We start from the raw sequence: 21,165 nt of genomic DNA, 5'->3' as shown, positions 1-21,165 counted from the left end.
CGCTGCGGCGCCGTCGTGGCTGGTCGCGCCCGCGCGGCGGAGCCGCAGATGTCAGCGCCCCGCGCCCCTTCGGGGGCGCTGCCTTTGGCCATGAATTCCGCCCACGGTTACCGTTACGGAATTCAGTCAATCGGAACCGTAACCCCTGGCTCCCCCGTTCGGGACCAGGGGTTTTCGGCGCCTACTCGGCATCCGAACAGCCGTCCTTTAGGGCGAGCTTGTCCTGATTTGCCGACGGGCGTGTAACAGCGGTTATGACGCCGTCCGAGCGCGGAATCCCCGTTGCATGAACCACAACACCCCGCTCCCCCAGGTCCCCTCGGCGTCCCCCCGCCCCGTCCGTCATCTGTCGGACGTGCAGCGCCGCGTCACCACCGCGGCCCAGCTCCGCTCGCAGGGCGTCGCGTCGGCCGAGGCGAACGAGCAGTGCCGGCCCGGCGGGCCCTGGCAGCAGCTCCTCCCCGGTGTGTACGTGCTCCACCCGGGCCCGCCGACCAGCGAGGAGCGGCTGCACGCGGTGCTGATGTACGCGGCCCGCGAGGGGGCGGCGCCCGCGGTGCCGGTCCAGCCGGGCTCCGGGGAGCCGCACCGGCCGGTGTACAAGGAGGCGATGATCACGGGGCTGGCGGCGCTGAACCTGCACGGCCTGTCCTGCACGCCGCCGCTGCTGTCCCTGGAGCACATCGACGTCCTGGTCCCGCGGCTGCGCCGGCTGCGCTCGACGGGCTGCGCGCACGTCGTCCGCACGGCCTCGCTGCCGACTCCGGAGCAGGCGACGGGGGTTCCGGTGGCGCCGGTGCCGCGGGCGCTGGCCGACGCGGTGGCGCAGCTGACGGACGCGGACGTGGTGCGGCGGCTGCTGTCGGAGGCGGTGCGCGGGGGGCACTGCGAACCGGCGGCCGTGGTACGGGAGTTGAACGAGGCGAAGCTGCTGAGCCGGCCGCATGTGGTGGACGCCGTGGACTCGCTGCTCGCGGAGGGGCGCGCGATCGCGGAGGACCGGCTCTACACGATGGTCGTCGAGCACGGTCTGCCCGACCCCGTGTGGAACGTGGACCTCCGGCTGCCGGGCGGGCCGCACCTGGGCGGCCTGGACGCGTACTGGCCGGAGCAGGCGGTGGCGGTGGAGCTGGACACCCGGGCCCCGCGCCAGGACGAGGACGCGCTGTGGTCCGAGTACGCCCGTAAGCGGGAGCACTTCGAGCGCCTGGGCATCACGGTCGTGTACATCACGCCGAAGAAGCTGCGGGAGTCGATCGAGCAGCAGGCCGCGGTGGTCCGCACGGCGCTGATGGCCGCGGGCGACCGGGACCCGGCCGCGTATGTCGTGGTGCTGCCCCGGTAGGAGGGGGACCGGGGAGGCACCAGGAGGGGAGAGGAGGGCCGCCGGTCACCGGCGGCCCTCCTCGGCTTACCGGCTCTTAGGGTGAACCGATGAGATTACGCCCGGTGTTGATCGTGCTGTTCGTGCTGCCGCTGCTGTGGGGGGCGGTGTCGCTGCTCAGAGCCGGTTCGGCCTACGGCGTCCCGGACTGCCCGGGGATCCAGCTGGGCCCGGACGGCGAGGACCACCCCGGCCGCATGCGACGCTCCTACACCTGCTCGATCTACTACAACCAGACCGAAGACTCGGCGGGGACGGCCACGTACGACCAGCTGAAGGTCGCCCAGGCCCACGAACGCGGCGGCCTGTACCGCCAGGGAATCCTGCTCACCCTGTACGGCCTGGCGGGCATCGGCATCACGACAGCCGCCACCCGCAAGCCCGCTCCCGGCCTCCAGGGTCTCTCCCAGGACCTGCCCCGGCCGGACAGGCCCTAGCCATCCTCCCGTTGGGGGATCCGCTGGACGGAGCCCGCGTAGACGCGGTCGATCAGGGCCGCGTACGACGCGATCATGCGGGTTCTGCTGAAACGTTCCCGGGCGGCTGCCGACGCCGGGGCGAACTCCTCGCGCCGGGTCACCGCCTCCGTCCAGGCCGCCGCGATCGCCTGCGGGTCGGGCGGGGTGACGAGGCCGCGGCCCGCCACGATGGCCGCGCTGTCGCCGACGTCCGTGGTCACCGGGACCGCGCCGCACATCATGCCCTCGACCAGGCACAGCGGGGCCGCCTCGCCCCAGGCGGAGGTCAGCGCGACGACGTCGCAGGCGGCGTAGACCGTCTCCATGTCGTGCCGCACGCCGAGGAGGTGGAGCCGGGACGCACGATCCGGCGCGCCGGCGAAGGCGTCCGCGACGTCGCCCGCGAGGCCGGGGTTGGCCGTCGTCATGCCCGCCCCGCACATCAGGACGTGCCCGTCGGGCACCGCCTCCAGCCACGCGGCGGCGGCCGCCAGGAAGAGCGGGACGTTCTTCATGCCGTCGTAGCGGGCGGCGAAGACGACGACCGGGGCCGCGGCGTCCACGCCCAGGGCCGTGCGCACCGCCAGGCGGCGGGCGGCGTCCGGGCGGAAGCGGATCAGGTCGACGCCGTTGGGGATCACGTGCAGCAGGCCCGCCGGGACGCCGGCCGCCTCGTACGCGGCCCGGGTCGACTCGGCGCAGCACACGGCCGCCGCGACCGTGCCGTCGGCGATCGCGGCCTTGAGGTCGTCGAGGGCGCGGCCCTGGTTCTCGGGGTCGGAGCGGTGCAGACAGACCACGACCGGGCGGCGTGGCAGGCCCGCCCGGGCAAGGAGGGCGAGGGGCTGTTCCTTGAGGGAGAGGACGACGTCCGCGTCGGCCGTCGCCCGAGCGGTATCGGCCAGCTCGGGGCCGGTGAAGACGGCCGGATCCATGCCCTCGGCGGCTCCGGCGGCGCCGGCGGCGAACGTGCGGCCGAGCGAGGTGACGCCCACCTCGGCCGCCGTCAGCCTCCGGTAGCAGGCGTCGTCCTCCATCCGCTGGCGGGTGGCCTCGCGGTGCACCTCGCCGTGGATGCTCAGTACCCGGTGGTGCTGGCCGCCTTCGCGCAGCCCCAGCACCACATCGCTGTGCACGATCCGGGCTCCTCCGGAGAAGAACCCCTCGTAGACCGAGAGCACCCGCAGTCCGTTTCCCCTGCGCACACGATCACCCGCCTCGCACCGATATCCAGCCATCCCCGTGAAGTGCGGGTTAGCCGATATGAGGCGGTACGAATATTGCGTCCGCATGAACTGGACGCTTCGGGTCCGGGTCTGCTGGATTACCGCGAACGCCCGGCCGCCGGCCGTTCGCGCCACAGTGCGAGCGCGATGTCCACCAGGCCCACCCGGACCAGGTCCGGCACCGCGTCCAGGTGGTGCCAGGCGGCCAGGTCGGTGGAGCCGTTCACCTCGTAGCGCAGCTCGCCGCCGGCGATCCTGCCCTCGTAGACGATGCGCAGGCCCTGGTGGTCCTCGGGGCCGCGCAGGCCGTCGCGGCGCGAGACGTTGCGGAAGGAGTCGATGCCGAGGAGGCCCGTCACCTCGACCCGGTAGCCGGTCTCCTCGTCGAGTTCGCGCACGACGGTGTCGAGGGGGTCCTCGCCGTGCTCCATGCCGCCGCCGGGGAGCACCCACTCCGGGGTGCCGTCGGGGGCCGGCGAGCGGGCGAGCAGGATCTGGCCGCCACGGACGCAGACGGCGTAGGCCGCCACCCTCAAACTCTTGCGCATGCAACGACGTTAGCCGCAGCGGCGCCCGCCGACACGGGATTTTCCGGCGGGCGGACGCGAGGGTCCGGCACAGTGCGGGGACAGCGCGGGGACAGTCGCCGCACAGGGGGCTCGTAGAGGGTTTTCCCCATTCATCCATATCGATTCGGTCAACTCTCCCCAAACAGCAGCCCCTTGAGTAAAGCTTTGCGGTCATCCGGGACCATGTTCCGGACGGTCTTGATCAGGACAGGAACGGTCCCGATCATGCGCCGCTCGCTCCTTTACCTACCAGGTGCCTACAAGGGATGCCGATGACCCTCACCCCCCAGCGCGAACCGATATCGGGTACCAGACGCGTGGCCCGGATAGCCGTGGCCGCCGGCCTGGTGGCCGCGCTGTCCGCGGCCGGGCCGATGCCCCTGGCCTTCTCCGCCGACAGCGGACAGACCCCGGCCGCGGCCGACCCGGGCGTGAAGTCCGCCCACGACAAGCTCGGCTCCGACGACGCCGACCTCCTCGCCGAGGCCAAGGCCGCCGGCGACAAGAACGTCACGCTGATGGTCGCGACCGCCCCCGGACAGACCGAGCAGGTCGCCGGGGAGCTGGACGCCGTCAAGGGCGGCTCCGTGGGCGAGTCCTACGACAAGGTCGGCTACGTCCGCGCCACCCTCCCGACCGGCAAGGCCGACGCGGCGATCGCCGCCGCCGCCAAGCTGAGCTCGGTGCACGCCATCGACCTGCGGCAGACAATCGTCCTCGACGACCCGACGCCGGACGCGGACTCCGCGCAGGGCGCCGCGTCCACCACGCCGAAGACCTACCCCGCGCCGAACGCGAAGACCCCCGCCGAGAACCCGTACAACCCGTCCTTCGAGACGGGCGCCGTCGACTTCGTGAAGAAGAACCCGAAGGCGGACGGCCGCGGCGTCACCATCGGCATCCTCGACTCCGGTGTGGACCTGGCGCACCCGGCGCTGCAGAAGACCACCACCGGCGAGCGCAAGATCGTCGACTGGGTCACCGCGACCGACCCGATCCTCGACGGCGACGCCTCCTGGCGCGCGATGGTGACCGCGGTCTCCGGCCCCAGCTTCACCTACGGCGGCCGCACTTGGGCCGCGAAGCCCGGCTCGTACCAGATCAACCTCTTCCGCGAGTCCGCCACCGCGGGCGGCGACGCCAAGGGCGACGTCAACCGCGACGGCGACACCACCGACGTGTGGGGCGTCCTGTACGACGCGGCCGCCGGCACGGTCACCGTCGATGTGAACAACAACGGCGACTTCACCGACGACACCGCGATGAAGCCGTACAAGGACGGCTACCAGATCGGCTACTTCGGCACCGACAACCCGGCGACCGACGTCGTCGAGCGGCAGCCGTTCGTCGTCGAGGTCCGCAAGGACGTGCCGATGGACCCGTACGGCGGCGACTGGGTCGGCAAGACCGCCGACTTCGCCAACATCGGTCTCATCGCCAGCGAGCACGGCACGCACGTCGCCGGCATCACCGCCGCGAACAGCCTGTTCGGCGGCAAGATGAACGGCGCGGCGCCCGGCGCGAAGCTCGTCTCCTCCCGCGCCTGCGTCTTCGGCCCGGGCTGCTCCAACGTCGCCCTCACCGAGGGCATGATCGACCTGGTCGTCAACCGCGGCGTCGACATCGTCAACATGTCGATCGGCGGTCTGCCGGGGCTGAACGACGGCAACAACGCGCGCGCCGAGCTGTACACGCGCCTCGTCGACACCTACGGCGTGCAGCTGGTGCTCGCCGGCGGCAACGAGGGCCCCGGCGCCAACACCATCGGCGACCCCGGTCTGGCCGACAAGGTGATCTCGGTCGGCGCGGCCATCTCCAAGGAGACCTGGGCGTCCAACTACGGCTCCCAGGTGACCAAGAAGTACGGGCTGCTGAACTTCTCCTCGCGCGGCCCGCGTGAGGACGGCGGCTTCACGCCGACGCTCGTCGCGCCCGGCGCCTCGGTCAACACCACGCAGACCTGGCTGGAGGGCGCCCCGGTCGCCGAGTCGGGCTACGCGCTGCCGGCCGGCTACTCCATGCTCCAGGGCACCTCGATGGCCTCCCCGCAGGCCGCGGGCGCCTCGGCGCTGCTGATCTCGGCGGCGAAGCAGCAGAAGGTCGCGCTCACCCCGGCGACCCTGCGCACCGCGCTGACCTCGACCGCCCACCACATCAAGGGCCTCCAGGCCTACGAGGAGGGCGCGGGCGCGATCGACATCGTGGACGCCTGGAAGTCCATCAAGAAGGGCGCCACCGCCCACGAGTACACGGTCAAGGCCCCGGTCGACACCGCGCTCGACCAGGCGCTGAAGACGCCGGGCTTCGGCACCGGCATCTACGACCGTGAGGGCGGCCTCAAGGCCGGCCAGAAGAAGACGTACGACGTCACGATCACCCGGACGACCGGCGCCGACAAGGCGATCCGCCACGAGCTGCACCTCGAGAACAACGCGGCCGGCACCTTCAAGATCCTCGGCTCGGACGACGTCAAGCTGTCGCTGAACAAGCCGGTGACGGTCAGGATCCAGGCCGACCCGAAGGCCGCGGGCATCGCCAGCGCGATCCTGGAGGTCGACGACCCGAAGACCGAGGGCCTCGACAAGCAGATCCTCAACACGGTCGTCGTCTCGACGCCGGTGAAGCACACGTTCCACGTGTCGAACACCGTGCAGCGCAACAGCTTCCAGTCCTACTTCCTGACCGTGCCCGAGGGCGCCGAGTCGCTGGAGGTCGCGATCGGCGGGCTGAAGGACAAGAGCCAGACCCGGTTCATCTCGGTCCACCCGTACGGCGTCGCGGTCGAGGACAGCTCCACGATCTACTGCTACAGCAACTACCCGAACACCAACGGCTGCAAGCCGGACGCCCGTTCGTACCAGAACCCGCAGGCCGGGGTCTGGGAGATCGAGGTCGAGTCGCGCCGCACCTCGCCGCTGCTCGACAACCCGTACAAGCTGGACGCCACCGTCTACGGCGCGGCCTTCGACCCGGAGACCGTGACCGTGCCCGAGGCGAAGGTCGGCACCCCGGCCGCCGCCTCCTGGAAGGTCACGAACAACTTCGCGGCCATCGACGGCAAGCTGGCCGGCGGCCCGCTCGGCTCGTCCAAGTCGGCCCGCCCGACCATCGCGGACCACGAGAACCAGACCACCACGGTCGAGGTCCCGGCCGGCGCCAAGTCGCTCGACGTGTCCATCGGCAACGTCTCCGACGCCTCCGCCGACCTGGACCTGACGGTCTACGACGCGGACGGCAACCAGGTCGCCCAGCAGGCCGACGGCGACTCGGAGGAGGCGGTCTCCATCCCGTCGCCCGCCGCCGGCACCTACACCATCGAGGTCGCGGGCTACTCCGTCCCGGCCGGCACGACGGCGTACGACTACGTGGACGTGTTCTTCTCGTCCGCGCTCGGCACCGTCACCGTCGACGAGTCGACGCCGGTGAAGCTCGCCACGGGCGCCTCGGCGGCGGTCTCCGCGACCGTCACCGCGCTGGCCCCCGCACCGGAGGGCCGCGCCTTCTTCGGCCAGGTCCAGCTGGTGAACGCGCGGGGCACCGTCGCGGGCAGCGGCAACGTGGTGATCGAGAAGGTCACTCCGTAGCACCGTGCGGCTGAGTGAGGGGCGGGCGTCCGAGAGGGCGCCCGCCCTTCTCCTGTCGTCGTGTCACTCGCAGGCGACGCCCTCCGTGTCGGGCAGCGCGCGGACCAGCGCCTCCCGCTCGACGGCGATGTCGGATTCGCCCACCGCCCACAGCTCGGCGGTGGCCGACGCCTTCCCCAGGGCGACCAGGACATGGTCGCCCTCGGCCAGCAGCGGGTCCATGTCCTCCTCGACCAGGAACTCGACCTCGGGCCGCGCCGGCGTCTCCGGCTTGTAGGAGCGGGTGATGTGCAGGGTGATCCGCTCCCGGGTGGTGCCGGGCACCGGGGCGATGTCCGTGACGTCCCCCTCGACGACGAGCCGGGCGCAGGCCAGGTAGCCGGGATCGCCGAGGAGAGCCCCCTTCCCGCCCGCGGACGCCTCGGCCCGCTCGTCGGACGCCGCCCCGCTGCCGTCGGCGCTCTTGCTCGACGCGATGTCGGCCGCCCCTCGGCCGACCTGGACGACGGCCCACCCGCCGCCGAACACCAGCGCGCCGGCCGCCGCGACGCCCACGACGCGCAGCGCGAGGGGACGCAGTCGCCGTACCGGGGCGGGCGTCGGTCGATCGACGGGCTCGGGCGCCGACTCCGTGAGGACGTCGGCGAGGAGGCCGAGCTGCTCGCGCAGGAGAGCGACGTCGGCCCGGGCGGAGCCGTGGTCGGGATCGGCGCGGACGCCTTCGGAGAGCTCGCCGGGCGGAACGTCCAGGATGGCCGCCATCAGCGCGTCCATGCCGTCGTACCCGTCGTGGCCTTTGTACCCGTCGTAGCCGTCGTGGCCTTTGTAGCCGTCGTCGTCGTGTGGGCCTTCCACGTCACACCACCTCGTCCTCGTGCAGGCGGGCGCGCAGGGCCCGGACCGCCGTGTGCAGGCGGCTCTTGACCGTGCCCTCCGGGACGCCCAGCTCGCGGGCGATCGAGCGCACCGGAAGGTCGGCGTAGAAGCGCAGGACGACGACCTGGCGCTGGGCGTCGGGCAGCTCGTCCAGCCCCTGCGCGACGGCCAGGGAGAGCACGCTGGTGTCCTCGCCGGAGGGGTGCTCGTGCTGGCGCAGCGAGGCCAGCCGCTCCCCCAGCCGTTCCTGACGGCGCTTGGCCCGGTGCCAGTCCATGGCGAGGTTGGACGCGACGACCGCCGCCCAGGCGGAGACGTCGCGCGGCGCCTCGTACCCCTTCGCCGCCCGCTCCAGCAGCCGGAGGCGGACCTGCTGTACCCCGTCCAGCAGGTCCGCCTGCGGCACCCCGCCCAAGGCGAGCACCGCTCGCACCCGGCGTTCCTGCGCCGCGTCCAGGGGGTCTTCGTGTTCGTCCCCCTGGACACGGCGGGTGATTCTGCGCAGCACAGACACCCCTCCCCTCGCCGCGTCCCCTCTACGACGCCGTGGCGCGCAGAAACGTTCGGCGAAACCGTGGGAATTTGTGCGGAGGCGCTTCAGAGGCGTACGTCACACCGCGCGACGGGGCCGCACAGCTTGCGGCGCGACCTGGTCGCGGGGCGAATTTCTCCAGCTCAGGGGGTGTGCGGGCGGGAGTTCCGCAACCGGGCTGCACGGCGGGGCGTCCCAGCCCTCGGGCATGCCGCCCAAAGAATTGGACAGGTGGGCCGGGGTCGGCCGCATGATGGAAAAGCCTCGGCCAGGCAATACGTACGTAACGAGACAGAGGGAGTCGCCGTGAGGGTCGGAATCGTCGGAGCCACCGGTCAGGTCGGCACGGTCATGCGCAGGATCCTCGTCGAGCGGGCTGCATCTTCCCCCCTTGGCCCAGTCACGGAGCTGCGTCTGTTCGCGTCGGCCCGCTCCGCCGGGTCGGTCCTGGACGGCGTGACGGTGGAGGACGCGGCGACGGCCGACTACTCCGGCCTGGACATCGTGTTGTTCTCGGCGGGCGGCGCGACGTCGAAGGCGCTGGCCGAGAAGGTCGCCGCGCAGGGCCCGGTCGTGATCGACAACTCGTCGGCCTGGCGCAAGGACCCCGAGGTGCCCCTCGTCGTCTCCGAGGTGAACCCGCACGCGATCGCGAACCGTCCCAAGGGCATCATCGCCAACCCGAACTGCACGACGATGGCCGCGATGCCGGTCCTGAAGCCGCTGCACCAGGAGGCGGGCCTGGAGGCGCTGGTCGTGGCCACCTACCAGGCGGTGTCCGGCTCGGGCGTCGCGGGCGTGGCCGAGCTGCACGGCCAGGCGCAGAAGGTCGTCGCCGACGCGGACAAGCTGACGCACGACGGCGAGTCGGTCGACTACCCCGAGCCGCACGTCTACAAGCGCCCGATCGCCTTCAACGTGATCCCGCTCGCGGGCTCGATCGTCGAGGACGGCCTGAACGAGACCGACGAGGAGCAGAAGCTCCGCAACGAGTCCCGCAAGATCCTGGAGATCCCGGACCTGAAGGTCTCCGGCACGTGCGTACGCGTCCCGGTCTTCTCCGGCCACTCGCTCCAGGTCAACGCCCGCTTCGCCCGCCCCCTGTCGGCGGCGCGCGCGACGGAGCTGCTGTCCGCCGCGGAGGGCGTCGTCCTCACCGACATCCCGACCCCGCTCCAGGCGGCCGGCAAGGACCCGTCGTTCGTGGGCCGCATCCGCGAGGACGAGACGGTCGAGCACGGCATCGCCCTCTTCATCTCCAACGACAACCTGCGCAAGGGCGCGGCGCTGAACGCGGTCCAGATCGCGGAGCTGGTGGCGAAGGAACTGAACGGCTAGGCCGGGCCAGAGGCCCAACGCCTGACCTCATACAGGAAGCACCCGTACTCGACGGCCCGGACGTGCACGAACGCGACGTCCGGGCCGTCGAACGCCTCCCGAACCGCCACGTCGAGCCCTCCGGCGTCGACGAGCGCGCCCCCGAGGATGCGCCCGTCACGGGAGTACCGCCGAACGACCCGATGAGCACCCCCGAACGGATACCCGCCCTCGGTCGGCTCGGCACACCCGCCGGCATGGACGAACACGGGCCCTTGCTCGTCGTAGGCCCCGGGCTGAACACCCGTCTCGGCGGCCCACCGCCGCAGCGGCGCGTAAGAAACGAGCGCAATGTTGTCCCCCACGCCACTGCGCCGCAGACAACAACGCAACGGCGCACCACCCTCCTGATCGACAAACGGCGCGACCGAACACCCGGCATCATCGCGAACCCGCAACTCATCGAGAGCAGCGGCATCGATAGCCCGCACGGCGTAGCCCCGAAAACCTGTCGCACTGGTCGTCCCACTCAAAGCAGTAGCCATACCCCCACCCTCCAACCACCCACGCCCCCCACACCGGCGGATTCCAGACACCAACCTCAAACAACCCTGCCTCCCCACCGGGACGGCAGCGGCGCAGGGGGACAGGGTCCCCTGGGGACGCAGGGGGCAAAGCCCCCGCCGGGGTCCGGGGGCGGAGCCCCGGAGGGGGTGCAGGGGGCAAAGCCCCCGCCGGGGTCCGGGGCGGAGCCCCGTGGGGGGTGCAGGGGGCAAAGCCCCCGCCGGGGTCCGGGGCGGAGCCCCGTGGGGGCCACTTCCCACCCACCGAGTCGGGCGGGTGGGTGGGCGAGGGGGTAGGGGGCGGAGCCAGCGGGGCGGGGGTGGGCGCGAGACCCCTTCGGGGTCCGGGGCGGAGCCCCGTGGGGGTGACCGCCCGACTCACCGAGTCGGGCGGGTGGGTGGGCGAGGGCGGCGTCAGGAGGGGACCGCCTCCGCCGTGGTCAGCAACGGCACCGCCAACACCCCCAGCGCCGCCGCAACCCCCAGCGCCACCGTCACCCCGCCCGCGTCCGACACCCGTCCACCGACGAACGCGCCCACTGCTATCGCCGTGTTGAACACCCCGGCGAACATCGCGGACACCGCCTCACGCGCCTCCGGCACCGCCGCCGACAGCCACGTCTGGGCGGTGACCGAGACACCCCCGTACACCAGCCCCCACAGCACCACCAACGTCCCCGAAACGGCCGCGGACCCACCCGCGGGGACAAGAAGGGCGATCACCGTCCCCAGCGCCCCCGCGATGACGCACAGCAGTCTTCGGGCGCTGCGGGCCGCGAACACGCCCGCCGCGAAGGTGCCGACGACGCCGGCGAGGCCGTAGCCCAGGAGCAGTGTTCCGACCTGGCCGGCGTCCAGCCCGCGCACCCGCTCCAGCACCGGGCGGACATACGTGTACGCGGCGAAGTGACCGACGATCAGCAACGCCACCGCCGTCATCCCGCGCCGTACACGGCGAACTCCCGCGAGCCGCGCCAACTGCCGCAGTGTCACCGACTGTTCCGCCGGGAGCGGCGGCAACGCGAGGGCCAGCGTCAGCGAGGCTCCCGCCGCGAGCGCGGCCAGGGCGGCGAAGGACCAGCGCCAGCCGACGGCCGTGGCGAGCAGGGTGCCGGCCGGGACGCCCAGCACCGACGCCACGGCCACCCCGCTGAAGACGACGGACGTGGCCCGGCCGACCGACGGCGCGGGGACCAGTCGTGCCGCGAGGCCTGCCGCGAGCGCCCACACCCCGCCGATGCAGACCCCGACGAGCGCGCGGGCGGCGAGCAGGATCCGCACGTCGGGCGCCAGGGCGGAGAGGAGGTCGGCCGCGGCGAGCACGAGCAGTAACGCGCACAGGACTCGGCGGCGGTCGGCACGGCGTACCGCGACCGGGAGGAGGGGCGCGGCGACCGCGGCGACCAGCCCGGGCAGGGTGAGGGTGAGGCCCGCCGTGCCTGCCGAGACGTGCAGTCCGTCGCGCAGCGGGGTCAGCAGGCCGACGGGCAGCATCTCGGTGGTGACGACGCAGAAGGTGGCGGCGCCGAGGGCGAGCACGCCGGCCCAGGGGCGGGCGGCGGCCGTGGGGGCGTCCGAGGACACGCTGGTGGGGGTGGTGGAGGCCATGCCTCCACCATTCTGCGCCGGGCCCCCGCTTCCCAGCCCGTCCCGCGGGCCGGACACCGCACGGCCGCCGCACGGCCACCGCACGGCCGCCGACGGCCGCCGCGTCGCCAGGAACGTCGTCGCCTCACGCGACCCTCCCGTGGAAGGATGGCGCAACCCACACATATCGAGGAGATGACCGCGTGCCTGGCACAAACCTGACTCGCGAAGAGGCGCAGCAGCGGGCGAAGCTGCTCACCGTTGACTCGTACGAGATCGATCTCGACCTCTCCGGGGCGCAGGAGGGCGGGACCTATCGGTCCGTGACCACGGTGCGCTTCGACGTCACCGAGGGGGGCGCGGAGTCCTTCATCGACCTCGTCGCCCCGGCCGTCCACGAGGTGACCCTCAACGGTGACCCGCTGGACGCCGACGCGGTGTTCAAGGACTCCCGGATCGCGCTGCCGGGACTGCTGGCGGGCCGTAACGTCCTGCGGGTCGTCGCCGACTGCGCGTACACCAACACCGGTGAGGGACTGCACCGGTTCGTCGATCCGGTGGACGAACAGGCGTACCTGTACACGCAGTTCGAGGTGCCGGACGCGCGTCGTGTCTTCGCCAGCTTCGAGCAGCCGGATCTGAAGGCGACCTTCCGGTTCACCGTGAAGGCCCCGAGCGGCTGGACCGTCGTCTCCAACTCGCCGACCCCCGAACCCAAGGGCGACGTCTGGGAGTTCGAGCCGACGCCGCGGATCTCGTCGTACATCACCGCGCTGATCGTCGGTCCGTACACCTCCGTGCACAGCGTGTACGAGAAGGACGGGCAGAGCGTCCCGCTCGGCATCTACTGCCGGCCCTCGCTCGCCGAGTTCCTCGACTCGGACGCGATCTTCGAGGTCACGCGGCAGGGCTTCGACTGGTTCCAGGAGAAGTTCGACTACGCGTACCCGTTCAAGAAGTACGACCAGTTGTTCGTGCCGGAGTTCAACGCGGGGGCGATGGAGAACGCGGGCGCGGTCACCATCCGCGACCAGTACGTCTTCCGGTCGAAGGTGACGGACGCGGCGTACGAGGTGCGCGCCGAGACGATCCTGCACGAGCTGGCCCACATGTGGTTCGGCGATCTGGTCACCATGGAGTGGTGGAACGACCTGTGGCTGAACGAGTCGTTCGCCACGTACACGTCGATCGCCTGCCAGGCGTACGCCCCCGGCTCGCGCTGGCCGCACTCGTGGACGACGTTCGCGAACTCCATGAAGACCTGGGCGTACCGGCAGGACCAGCTGCCCTCGACCCACCCGATCATGGCCGAGATCCGCGATCTCGACGACGTCCTCGTCAACTTCGACGGGATCACCTACGCCAAGGGCGCGTCCGTCCTGAAGCAGCTCGTGGCGTACGTCGGCATGGACGAGTTCTTCGCGGGCGTGCAGGCCTACTTCAAGCGGCACGCGTTCGGCAACACCCAGCTGTCCGACCTGCTCGGCGCGCTGGAGGAGACCTCCGGCCGTGATCTGGGCACCTGGTCGCAGAAGTGGCTGCAGACCGCCGGCATCAACGTCCTGCGTCCGCAGCTCGAGACGGACGCCGACGGTGTCGTCACCGCCTTCGCCATCCGCCAGGAGGCCCCGGCGCTCCCGGCGGGCGCGAAGGGCGAGCCGACGCTGCGTCCGCACCGCATCGCGGTCGGCCTGTACGACCTCGACGCCGGCACCGGCAAGCTGGTGCGCGGCGAGCGCCTGGAGCTGGACGTCGACGGCGAGCTGACGGCCGTCCCGCAGCTGGTCGGCAAGCGCCGTCCGGACGTCGTCCTGCTCAACGACGACGACCTGTCGTACGCCAAGGTCCGCCTCGACGAGCAGTCGCTCGCGTTCGTCACCGAGCACCTGGGCGACTTCGAGGCCTCGCTCCCGCGCGCCCTGTGCTGGGCCTCGGCCTGGGACATGACCCGGGACGGCGAACTGCCCACCCACGACTACCTGTCCCTGGTGCTGTCCGGCATCGGCAAGGAGTCGGACATCGGCGTGGTGCAGTCGCTGCACCGCCAGGTCAAGCTCGCCATCGACCTGTACGGCGCCCCGGCCACCCGCGAGGCCCTGCTGACCCGCTGGACGGACGCCACGCTGGCCCATCTGCGGGCGGCCGACGCGAGCAGCGACCACCAGCTGGCGTGGGCGCGGGCGTTCGCCGCGACGGCCCGTACGCCGGAGCAGCTGGACCTCCTGGAGGCCCTGCTGGACGGTACGCAGACGATCGAGGGCCTGGCCGTCGACACCGAGCTGCGCTGGGCGTTCGTGCTGCGCCTCGCGGCGGTCGGCCGGTTCGACGAGGCGGAGATCGCCGGGGAGTACGCGCGCGACAAGACGGCGGCCGGCGAGCGGCACGCGGCGAGCGCGCGGGCCGCGCGTCCGACGCCGGAGGCCAAGGCGGAGGCGTGGGCGTCGGTCGTGGAGTCCGACAAGCTGCCCAACGCGCTCCAGGAGGCGGTCATCGGCGGCTTCGTCCAGACCGACCAGCGTGAGCTGCTCGCGTCGTACACGGAAGCGTACTTCGAGGCCGTCAAGGGCGTCTGGGACTCCCGTTCGCACGAGATCGCCCAGCAGATCGCGGTCGGCCTCTACCCGGCGATCCAGGTCTCCCAGGAGACCCTGGACCGGACGGACGCCTGGCTGGCCGCGGCCGAGCCCAACGCGGCCCTGCGCCGCCTGGTCTCGGAGGCCCGCTCGGGCGTGGAGCGCGCGCTGCGCGCCCAGGCGGCCGACGCTCGGTAGGTTCCCGCGAAGGTGACAGCAGAGGGCGCCCGGTGCCATGCCGGGCGCCCTCTGCTGTCACCCGAACGCCCTCTGCCGCCACCCGGACGCTCTCGCCGTCATCCGGACGCCGTCTCGCGCAGGGCGGCCTTGCGGACGGTGTGCGGTGGGCGCGGTGCGGCCGGTCGTCGTCCCGCCCACAGCTGCCCCGCGACCGTCGCGCCGAACGCCACCGCCATGCCCGCCAGCTGGAGCGGTGTCAGGGACTGTCCGAGGGCGGCCCAGCCGACGACGGCCGCGGTCAGCGGGGAGAGCGGGCCGAGGAAGGTGACCCGGGTCGCGCCGAGCCGGCCGATGCCACGGAACCAGAGCCAGTACGAGACGGCCGTGTTCCCCAGCGCGAGGTAGAGATAGCCGCCGATCGCACGGCCGTCCAGGGCGGGCGGAGCGCCCTCGATCAGGAAGGCGAGCGGGGCGATGAGCAGGCCGCCCGCGGTGAGCTGCCAGCCGGTGAGCGCGAGCGGGCCGACGCCTTCGGGGCTGCCCCACCTCCTGGTGAGCACCGTGCCCGCCGACATCGAGGCGGTGGAGGCGATCGCGGCGAGCACCCCGAGCCCGTCCAGCGCCCCGGCCGCCTTCAGCACGACCAGGCCGACGCCGAACACGGCCACGACCCCGGCGAGGAGCGTCCGAGCGGTCGGCCGCTGCCCGAGCAGCAGCGCCGAGAGACCCACGACGAACAGCGGGCCGGCCGAGCCGATGACCGCCGCCGTGCCGCCGGGCAGCCGATAGGCGGCGAGGAAGAGCAGCGGGAAGAAGGCGCCGATGTTCAGCGCGCCGAGCAGCGCGGCCTTCCCCCACCACGCGCCCCGGGGCAGCACCCGGCCGAGCGCGATCAGCAGCAGCCCGGCGGGCAGGGCCCGCACGAGGCCGGTGAACAGGGGGCGGTCGGCAGGCAGGAACTCGGTCGTGACGGCGTAGGTGGTGCCCCAGGAGATCGGGGCGAGGGCGGTGAGCAGGACGGTCGCTGACCTCTTCATGGATAGATAGCTTAGCGCTAAGCAACTTACCGTCAACCCGCTTACCGTCGATCCACTTAACTCTGATCCGCTTAGCGATGATCCACTTAGCGCGGAGCCACTTTCTTGCGGGCGATCGAACCCGGCGGGATACTCGCCGCATGAGCAGTCAGCAGCCCCCGCGCGAGGACCCCGTCGACGCGATCATCGGGCAGTGGGCGACGGTCCGGCCCGACCTCGACACCGCCGCCATGGAGGTCTTCGGCCGGATCTCCCGGCTCGCGCGCGCGATGAGCGACCGCATGGAGAAGGCGTACGGCGCCCTCGGCATCGGACGCGGCGAGTTCGACGTCCTCGCCACCCTGCGCCGCTCCGGCGAGCCCTACACCCTCTCGCCCCGTCAGCTCTCGGCCACGCTCATGCTCACCACCGGCGGGATGACCGGCCGCCTGGACAAGCTGGAACGGGCCGCCCTGCTGCGCCGCTCCCCCGACCCGCACGACCGCCGCGGCCTCCAGGTCACGCTGACGGAGAAGGGCCTGGACCTGGTGGACCGCGCGGTCGACGCGGGCCTCGCCGTCCAGACGGAGGCCCTGACCGCCGCCCTGAACGCCGAACAGGCCGGCCGACTGGCCGACCTGTTGCGCGAGCTGCTGCTGGTCACGGAGGCCCCGGGCCGCTGAGCGGGAGAAACACAGGAGGTCGATGCAGGCCGGGGGCGATCAGCCGTATTCGGGCGGCCAGGGGAACCCCAGCTCCGCAGCGCGCTCGCGGCTGCCGCCGCAGACCTGTGCGTAGGTCTTCGGGTCCTCCTCGCCCAGTCGGCGCAGGGCGGCGGCGGCCTGCGCCTCGGGGGGCGTGCCGTCGTCCCGGACGGTCCAGCGGAACTGGAGCGGGTGGCCGTCCGGCGCCCCGGAGCCGAGTCCCGGCGCGTAGGAGAAGGTCACCTCGATCGTGTCCGGGTCCTCGTGGCCGGTGCCGTGGCCGGTGCTGATCCAGCCCCGGCGCGCGTCCCACCGGCCGAGCAGCTCCGGCCGTGCGACCAGCCCCGCCTTGATCAGCCGGGCCGTCCTGCGGGCTCGCCAGGACCAGGAGTCGTCGGCCTCGGCTCGGGCGATCTCCGCGTCGTAGGCGGCGGCGTCGAACCGGAGCGTGGGCAGTTCGCGCGCTGGCCGCCCTCGGGAGCCGGTGGAGTTCGGCCGCTCCCACTCCTCCCACACGACCTGCGCGCCGTCGCGGCGGATCGTGACGTAGAGCGCGCCGCAGCAGCCCTCGGTGCACCAGGCCTCCGCGAGCTGCACCCGGCGCGGCTCGGGACCGGCCCGCAGCAGACCGTCGTCCAGCAGGCGTTCGGGGCTGTGCACGGGACCGGACGCGAAGACGTCCGGGACGAGCGGACGCCCGTCGACGAGGATGCGCGCCTCGACGGGCTCCCGGTCCCCGGGGTCGCCGGCCACCACCTCGATGCGCAGCCGGCCGGCGGCGGTCGTGAACGGACGCCGCCCGGCGCGGCGGATCCAGCCGGCGCGGGCGTCGCCCGGGTCCGTCTCGGCCAGGGCGGCCCAGGACGGCTCCGCGAGCAGTCGGCCGAGGGAGGCGAGGAGCGCCTCGCGGCGGCCGGCGGGCCAGTCCAGCAGCACTGCGGCGCCGCTGCTCAGCTCCTGGGCGAGCGAGAGCAGCGTCGCGTGGTGGTCGAGGGTCGGAGGCAGCAGAGCGGCCCGGCCGACGACCGTCTCGTACACGCTGCGCGCGTCGTCGTAGGCGAGAAGCTCGGTCGGGCCGTCGGACGAGCACGCCGTCCGGACGAGGAGGCGGCCCGCGCGGGCGAGCAGGACCGGGTCGGCGGGGTGCGCGGCGAGCAGGTCGGGCAGTCGGACGGCTTCCGCGATCCGGCGGGCGATCGCGGCGCCGATGAAGCGGGCGCCGGCGGGGACGGCCACCAGCTCGCCGGGGACGGCCCGGCTGTCCCCCGTCCCCAGCGCCCGGACGAGCGGCCGCAGTTCGGGGCGGCGGACCGCGGAGATGAGCCAGACGACGGCGGCGGCCTGCCGGTCGAGCACGTCGAGGGCCTGGACGGCCGGACCGGTGAGCGGCCGCAGCAGTCCAAGGGCGGAGAGACACGGGACGTCCTCGGGTTCGCCGACGCGGGCGAGGAGGGCGAGGCCCGCGATGACGGCGGGCACGGTGGCGCCGCTGCGGGTCAGTCCGCGGGCCAGGGCGCGCGCCGCGGCGTGCTGCTCGGCCGGCAGCGGCAGGGCGGCGACGGCGGACAGGATCAGTTGGCGATGGCGGCCCCGGACGCCCAGTTCGGCGAAACGGCGGTCCAGGGTGGCCGGATCCGCCGGCAACGGCCGCAGCTCTTCGGCGATGACGGCGGCGGCGGTCCCGGGAGACAGCCGCTTCCGGCCGTCTTCGGAGTCGGCCGCCGAGGCCGGCGGGTCGGGGAGGTCGAAGCCCCGGCCGGGCGGCAGCCCGTCGGGGGACTCGTGCAGCAGACGCAGCACGTGGTCGTGGAGGGCGCTCACCGAGCGCTGAGGAACTCGATTCCGTAGGTCATGCGCGAAGCCTGACAGCCCTGCCGCGGCCTGTCGAAGGAATTGCCTGGAATGGGCTACCTGCCGACAGGCCGGGTGCGGGATCGGTCCGTGGTCAGGCCTTGGCCTTGGCGGGCTTCGAGACGCGGTGCTCGGTCTTGGACTTGTCCAGGACCATCACCAGCCCGGTGATCACCCCGAACAGCACCAGCGGCGCCAGGACATAGAGGCTCAGCGTCTCGATGACGCTCAGGCCCTGGCCGGGGTCGTCACCGTCGTCGCGGCTCAGCGCGAGCGCGGGAGACGACATGAGCAGCATCATCAGCGTCGTACCGGCAGCCAGGGCGCCGGCGCGCAGGGCGTTCTTCTTGTCCACGGTGCCCAAGTTAGCGAACGACGTCGGCACGCGCGCGCCCGGGGGTGCGTAAGGAGTGCCCCCCAGGCGCCCAGGGCTCCTGCGGGACGCTCAGTGTCCCTGCCCGAGTCCCTCCCGGAACACCTCCGCCAGCGCGTGCAGGCGAGGCGAGCTCGCCAGCTGTTCCAGGGTCACCGGACGGCCCTCCGCATCCGCGATCGGAAGACGCCAGTTCGGATACTGGTCCCAGGTGCCGGGCAGGTTCTGCGGGCGGCGGTCGCCGACGCCGTCCGGCAGCCAGACGCCGATCATGCGGGCGGGCGTGCGCAGCAGGAAGCGGTGGACGGCCTGGATCTCGGCCTCCTCCGAGGAGCGGTCGCTGCTGCCGCCGGTGCCGGCCAGCAGCCCGAGGCGGGTGAGCTGGGCCAGCCACTCCCCGGTGTCTCCTGCCGCCTCCGCGCGTTCCTCCTCCAGCGGGCGGGTCAACAGGCCCAGCCGGTCGCGGAGTTCGACGTGTTCGCCGGTGAGCCGGGCGGCGGTGGAGGGCAGGTCGTGGGTGGTGGCGGTGGCCAGACAGTCGGCGCGCCAGCGCTCGGGGGGCAGGGGGCGTCCGTCGCCGTCCCAGTCCCGTTCGAACCACAGGACGGACGTGCCGAGCACGCCCCGCTCGCGCAGCGCCTCGCGGACGCCCGGCTCGACGGTGCCGAGGTCCTCGCCGATCACCACCGAGCCCGCCCGGGAGGCCTCCAGGACCAGCACGGCGAGCATGGCCTCGGCGTCGTAGCGGACGTACGCGCCCTGGGTCGGCGGTTCGCCCTGCGGGACCCACCAGAGGCGGAACAGGCCCATGACGTGGTCGATGCGCAGCGCGCCGGCGTGGCGGAAGAGGGCCCGCAACAGCCGTCGGTAGGGCTCGTAGCCGGAGGCGGCCAGCCGGTCCGGGCGCCAGGGCGGCAGGCCCCAGTCCTGGCCGCGGGCGTTGAAGGCGTCCGGCGGGGCGCCGACGGACATCCCGGCGGCGAAGTACTCCTGCTGGGCCCAGGCGTCGGCGCCCCCGGGATGCACGCCGACCGCGAGGTCGTGCACGATCCCGACCGGCATGCCCGCCTCGCGGGCGGCGCGCTGGGCGTCGGTGAGCTGGGTGTCGGTGAGCCAGGCGAGACGGGAGTGGAAGTCGACGCGGTCCATCAACTCCCGGCGGGCGCGGGCGGTCTCGGCGGACCGGGGGTCGCGCAGCGCCTCGGGCCACTGCTGCCACTGCGATCCGTGCACCTCGGCGAGCGCGCACCAGGTGGCGTGGTCCTCCAGCGCCTGGCCCTGCTCGGCGAGGAAGTCGCAGTAGGCGGCGCGCCGGCCGGGCCCGAGCGGCACCTCGGCGACCAGCTCCAGCGCCTGCCGCTTGAGCTCCCACACCGCGTCCCGGTCGATCAACTCCCCCTTCTCCAGGACGGCTTCGCGCAGCCGTCCGGCGCGTTCGAACACCGAAGGCGGGGCGTCCGGCCGGACGTACGCGAACTCGGGGACGTTCTCGACCCGCAGATGCACCGGATCGGGGAAGCGGCGCGAGGAGGGCCGGTACGGGGACGGATCCGTCGGCGCCCCCGGTACGGCCGCGTGCAACGGGTTGACCTGCACGAAGCCGGCCCCGAGCGCCCGCCCCGCCCAGCCGGCGAGCTCGCCGAGGTCCCCGAGGTCGCCCATGCCCCAGGAGCGCCGGGAGAGCAGGGAGTAGAGCTGGACGAGGAGTCCGTAGGTGCGCCCTTCGGGCGTGGGCAGGCGGGGCGGGGCGACGACGAGGTGGGCGCGGCCGGTGCGGCCGTCGGGTGCGACGGCCGTCAACCGGTGTACCCCTGCCGGGAGTTGCTCGACGGAGTCCCGGCTGTCGCCCTGCTCGGTCTCGATGTGCAGCCGGACGCCCTCGGGCAGTGCGGCGAGCGCCTCGCACGGGCTGCCGCTCCAGCACACGACCGTCGGCGGCAGCAGCCGCTCGCGCAGTTCCCGTTCCCGGGCGGCGAGGGCGGCGCGCACGGCCTGCGGGGTGTCCGCGTCGACGTCGAGGGCGGCGAGGGCGCGGGTGACGGCGGTGGCCGAGGCCGTGACCGTGCGGTCCGGGGAGGGCTGGTAGGAGGTGGCGACGCCGTGCAGCGCGGCGAGCCGGGCGAGCTCCTCTCCGGGGAGCGCCGTCATCTACGGCCTCGTGGAGTCTGGGTCCGCGGCGAGCGGCGGCTCGCTGGTCAGGGGCTCGGCGGCGGGCAGCGGCGGCTCGCTGGTCAGCGGGGGCTCGGCGGCGGGGCTCTCCGCGATCAGGGCACGGGTCTCGTCGAGCCGGGCGGAATGGTCCACCGGGCGTTTGCAGCGGGCCGGGGCGATCACGGTGGCCTCCTCGTGGGATACGGATCGGATGGATCGGA

Annotated in this window: 17 protein-coding genes; 6 read left to right on the top strand and 11 right to left on the bottom strand. The window is 73.0% G+C overall.

The features are described 5' to 3' along the window. Nucleotides 1-286 precede the first annotated feature (286 nt). Both ACWCPF_RS04605 and ACWCPF_RS04600 read left to right on the top strand, forming a co-directional pair. On the top strand, nt 287-1,345 hold the full coding sequence (locus ACWCPF_RS04605; protein ID WP_451043459.1) for a hypothetical protein: 1,059 nt from the start codon (nt 287-289) through the stop codon (nt 1,343-1,345). An 89-nt stretch (nt 1,346-1,434) separates the two neighbouring features. Continuing rightward, on the top strand, nt 1,435-1,821 hold the full coding sequence (locus tag ACWCPF_RS04600) for a hypothetical protein (protein WP_451043458.1): 387 nt from the start codon (nt 1,435-1,437) through the stop codon (nt 1,819-1,821). On the opposite strand, the gene ACWCPF_RS04595 is transcribed toward ACWCPF_RS04600, so the two are convergent. Beyond that, complete coding sequence (locus tag ACWCPF_RS04595) at nt 1,818-3,023, bottom strand: glycosyltransferase (RefSeq protein ID WP_451043494.1); 1,206 nt, start codon at nt 3,021-3,023, stop codon at nt 1,818-1,820. The two genes, ACWCPF_RS04600 and ACWCPF_RS04595, sit on opposite strands and share 4 nt — an antisense overlap. Nucleotides 3,024-3,166: 143 nt before the next feature. Then, complete coding sequence (locus tag ACWCPF_RS04590) at nt 3,167-3,616, bottom strand: NUDIX hydrolase (protein WP_451043457.1); 450 nt, start codon at nt 3,614-3,616, stop codon at nt 3,167-3,169. Nucleotides 3,617-3,909: 293 nt separating this feature from the next. Here ACWCPF_RS04590 and ACWCPF_RS04585 point away from each other — a divergent pair, with 293 nt between their 5' ends. Then, a complete protein-coding gene (locus ACWCPF_RS04585) occupies nt 3,910-7,221 on the top strand; it encodes a S8 family serine peptidase (protein ID WP_451043456.1) in 3,312 nt (1,103 codons plus the stop codon). 63 nt (nt 7,222-7,284) lie between these two features. On the opposite strand, the gene ACWCPF_RS04580 is transcribed toward ACWCPF_RS04585, so the two are convergent. Both ACWCPF_RS04580 and ACWCPF_RS04575 read right to left on the bottom strand, forming a co-directional pair. Next, the gene (locus tag ACWCPF_RS04580; protein ID WP_451043455.1) at nt 7,285-8,076 is read right to left on the bottom strand and encodes a hypothetical protein; all 792 of its coding nucleotides are present in this window, start codon (nt 8,074-8,076) and stop codon (nt 7,285-7,287) included. A gap of 1 nt (nt 8,077) precedes the next feature. Beyond that, on the bottom strand, nt 8,078-8,605 hold the full coding sequence (locus tag ACWCPF_RS04575) for a sigma-70 family RNA polymerase sigma factor (RefSeq protein ID WP_451043454.1): 528 nt from the start codon (nt 8,603-8,605) through the stop codon (nt 8,078-8,080). A gap of 330 nt (nt 8,606-8,935) precedes the next feature. Here ACWCPF_RS04575 and ACWCPF_RS04570 point away from each other — a divergent pair, with 330 nt between their 5' ends. Beyond that, complete coding sequence (locus ACWCPF_RS04570; RefSeq protein WP_451043453.1) at nt 8,936-9,967, top strand: aspartate-semialdehyde dehydrogenase; 1,032 nt, start codon at nt 8,936-8,938, stop codon at nt 9,965-9,967. On the opposite strand, the gene ACWCPF_RS04565 is transcribed toward ACWCPF_RS04570, so the two are convergent. Together ACWCPF_RS04565 and ACWCPF_RS04560 are read right to left on the bottom strand one after the other, a co-directional pair. Next, nucleotides 9,964-10,491, bottom strand: coding sequence for a DUF1203 domain-containing protein (locus tag ACWCPF_RS04565; protein ID WP_451043452.1), 528 nt, complete (start codon nt 10,489-10,491; stop codon nt 9,964-9,966). The genes ACWCPF_RS04570 and ACWCPF_RS04565 overlap by 4 nt on opposite strands. Before the next feature lie 432 nt (nt 10,492-10,923). Further along, a complete protein-coding gene (locus ACWCPF_RS04560; RefSeq protein WP_451043451.1) occupies nt 10,924-12,117 on the bottom strand; it encodes an MFS transporter in 1,194 nt (397 codons plus the stop codon). A gap of 182 nt (nt 12,118-12,299) precedes the next feature. Here ACWCPF_RS04560 and pepN point away from each other — a divergent pair, with 182 nt between their 5' ends. Beyond that, the gene (gene pepN, locus ACWCPF_RS04555) at nt 12,300-14,867 is read left to right on the top strand and encodes an aminopeptidase N (protein WP_451043450.1); all 2,568 of its coding nucleotides are present in this window, start codon (nt 12,300-12,302) and stop codon (nt 14,865-14,867) included. Between the two features lie 98 nt (nt 14,868-14,965). Here pepN and ACWCPF_RS04550 read toward each other — a convergent pair whose 3' ends face one another. Then, the gene (locus tag ACWCPF_RS04550; RefSeq protein ID WP_451043449.1) at nt 14,966-15,886 is read right to left on the bottom strand and encodes an EamA family transporter; all 921 of its coding nucleotides are present in this window, start codon (nt 15,884-15,886) and stop codon (nt 14,966-14,968) included. Between the two features lie 140 nt (nt 15,887-16,026). On the opposite strand from ACWCPF_RS04550, the gene ACWCPF_RS04545 reads away from it, so the two are divergent. Then, nucleotides 16,027-16,548, top strand: coding sequence for a MarR family winged helix-turn-helix transcriptional regulator (locus ACWCPF_RS04545; RefSeq protein WP_451043448.1), 522 nt, complete (start codon nt 16,027-16,029; stop codon nt 16,546-16,548). A gap of 39 nt (nt 16,549-16,587) precedes the next feature. Here ACWCPF_RS04545 and ACWCPF_RS04540 read toward each other — a convergent pair whose 3' ends face one another. From ACWCPF_RS04540 to ACWCPF_RS04525, 4 genes are all read right to left on the bottom strand, one after another. Further along, entirely contained in the window at nt 16,588-18,390 is a 1,803-nt protein-coding gene (locus ACWCPF_RS04540) for a hypothetical protein (RefSeq protein ID WP_451043447.1), read from the bottom strand. Nucleotides 18,391-18,514: 124 nt separating this feature from the next. Continuing rightward, complete coding sequence (locus ACWCPF_RS04535; RefSeq protein WP_451043446.1) at nt 18,515-18,775, bottom strand: hypothetical protein; 261 nt, start codon at nt 18,773-18,775, stop codon at nt 18,515-18,517. Nucleotides 18,776-18,865: 90 nt separating this feature from the next. Further along, nucleotides 18,866-20,941 carry a 4-alpha-glucanotransferase gene (gene malQ, locus ACWCPF_RS04530; RefSeq protein ID WP_451043445.1) on the bottom strand — a complete coding sequence of 692 codons (2,076 nt, stop codon included), beginning with the start codon at nt 20,939-20,941 and terminating at the stop codon, nt 18,866-18,868. Beyond that, a complete protein-coding gene (locus tag ACWCPF_RS04525; protein ID WP_451043496.1) occupies nt 20,942-21,127 on the bottom strand; it encodes a hypothetical protein in 186 nt (61 codons plus the stop codon). Nucleotides 21,128-21,165 lie beyond the last annotated feature (38 nt).

The sequence above is a fragment of the Streptomyces sp. NPDC001858 genome (assembly GCF_053594615.1).
Note: the sequence above shows the minus strand (reverse complement) of the source record. Positions and strands in the feature narration are given on the sequence as shown.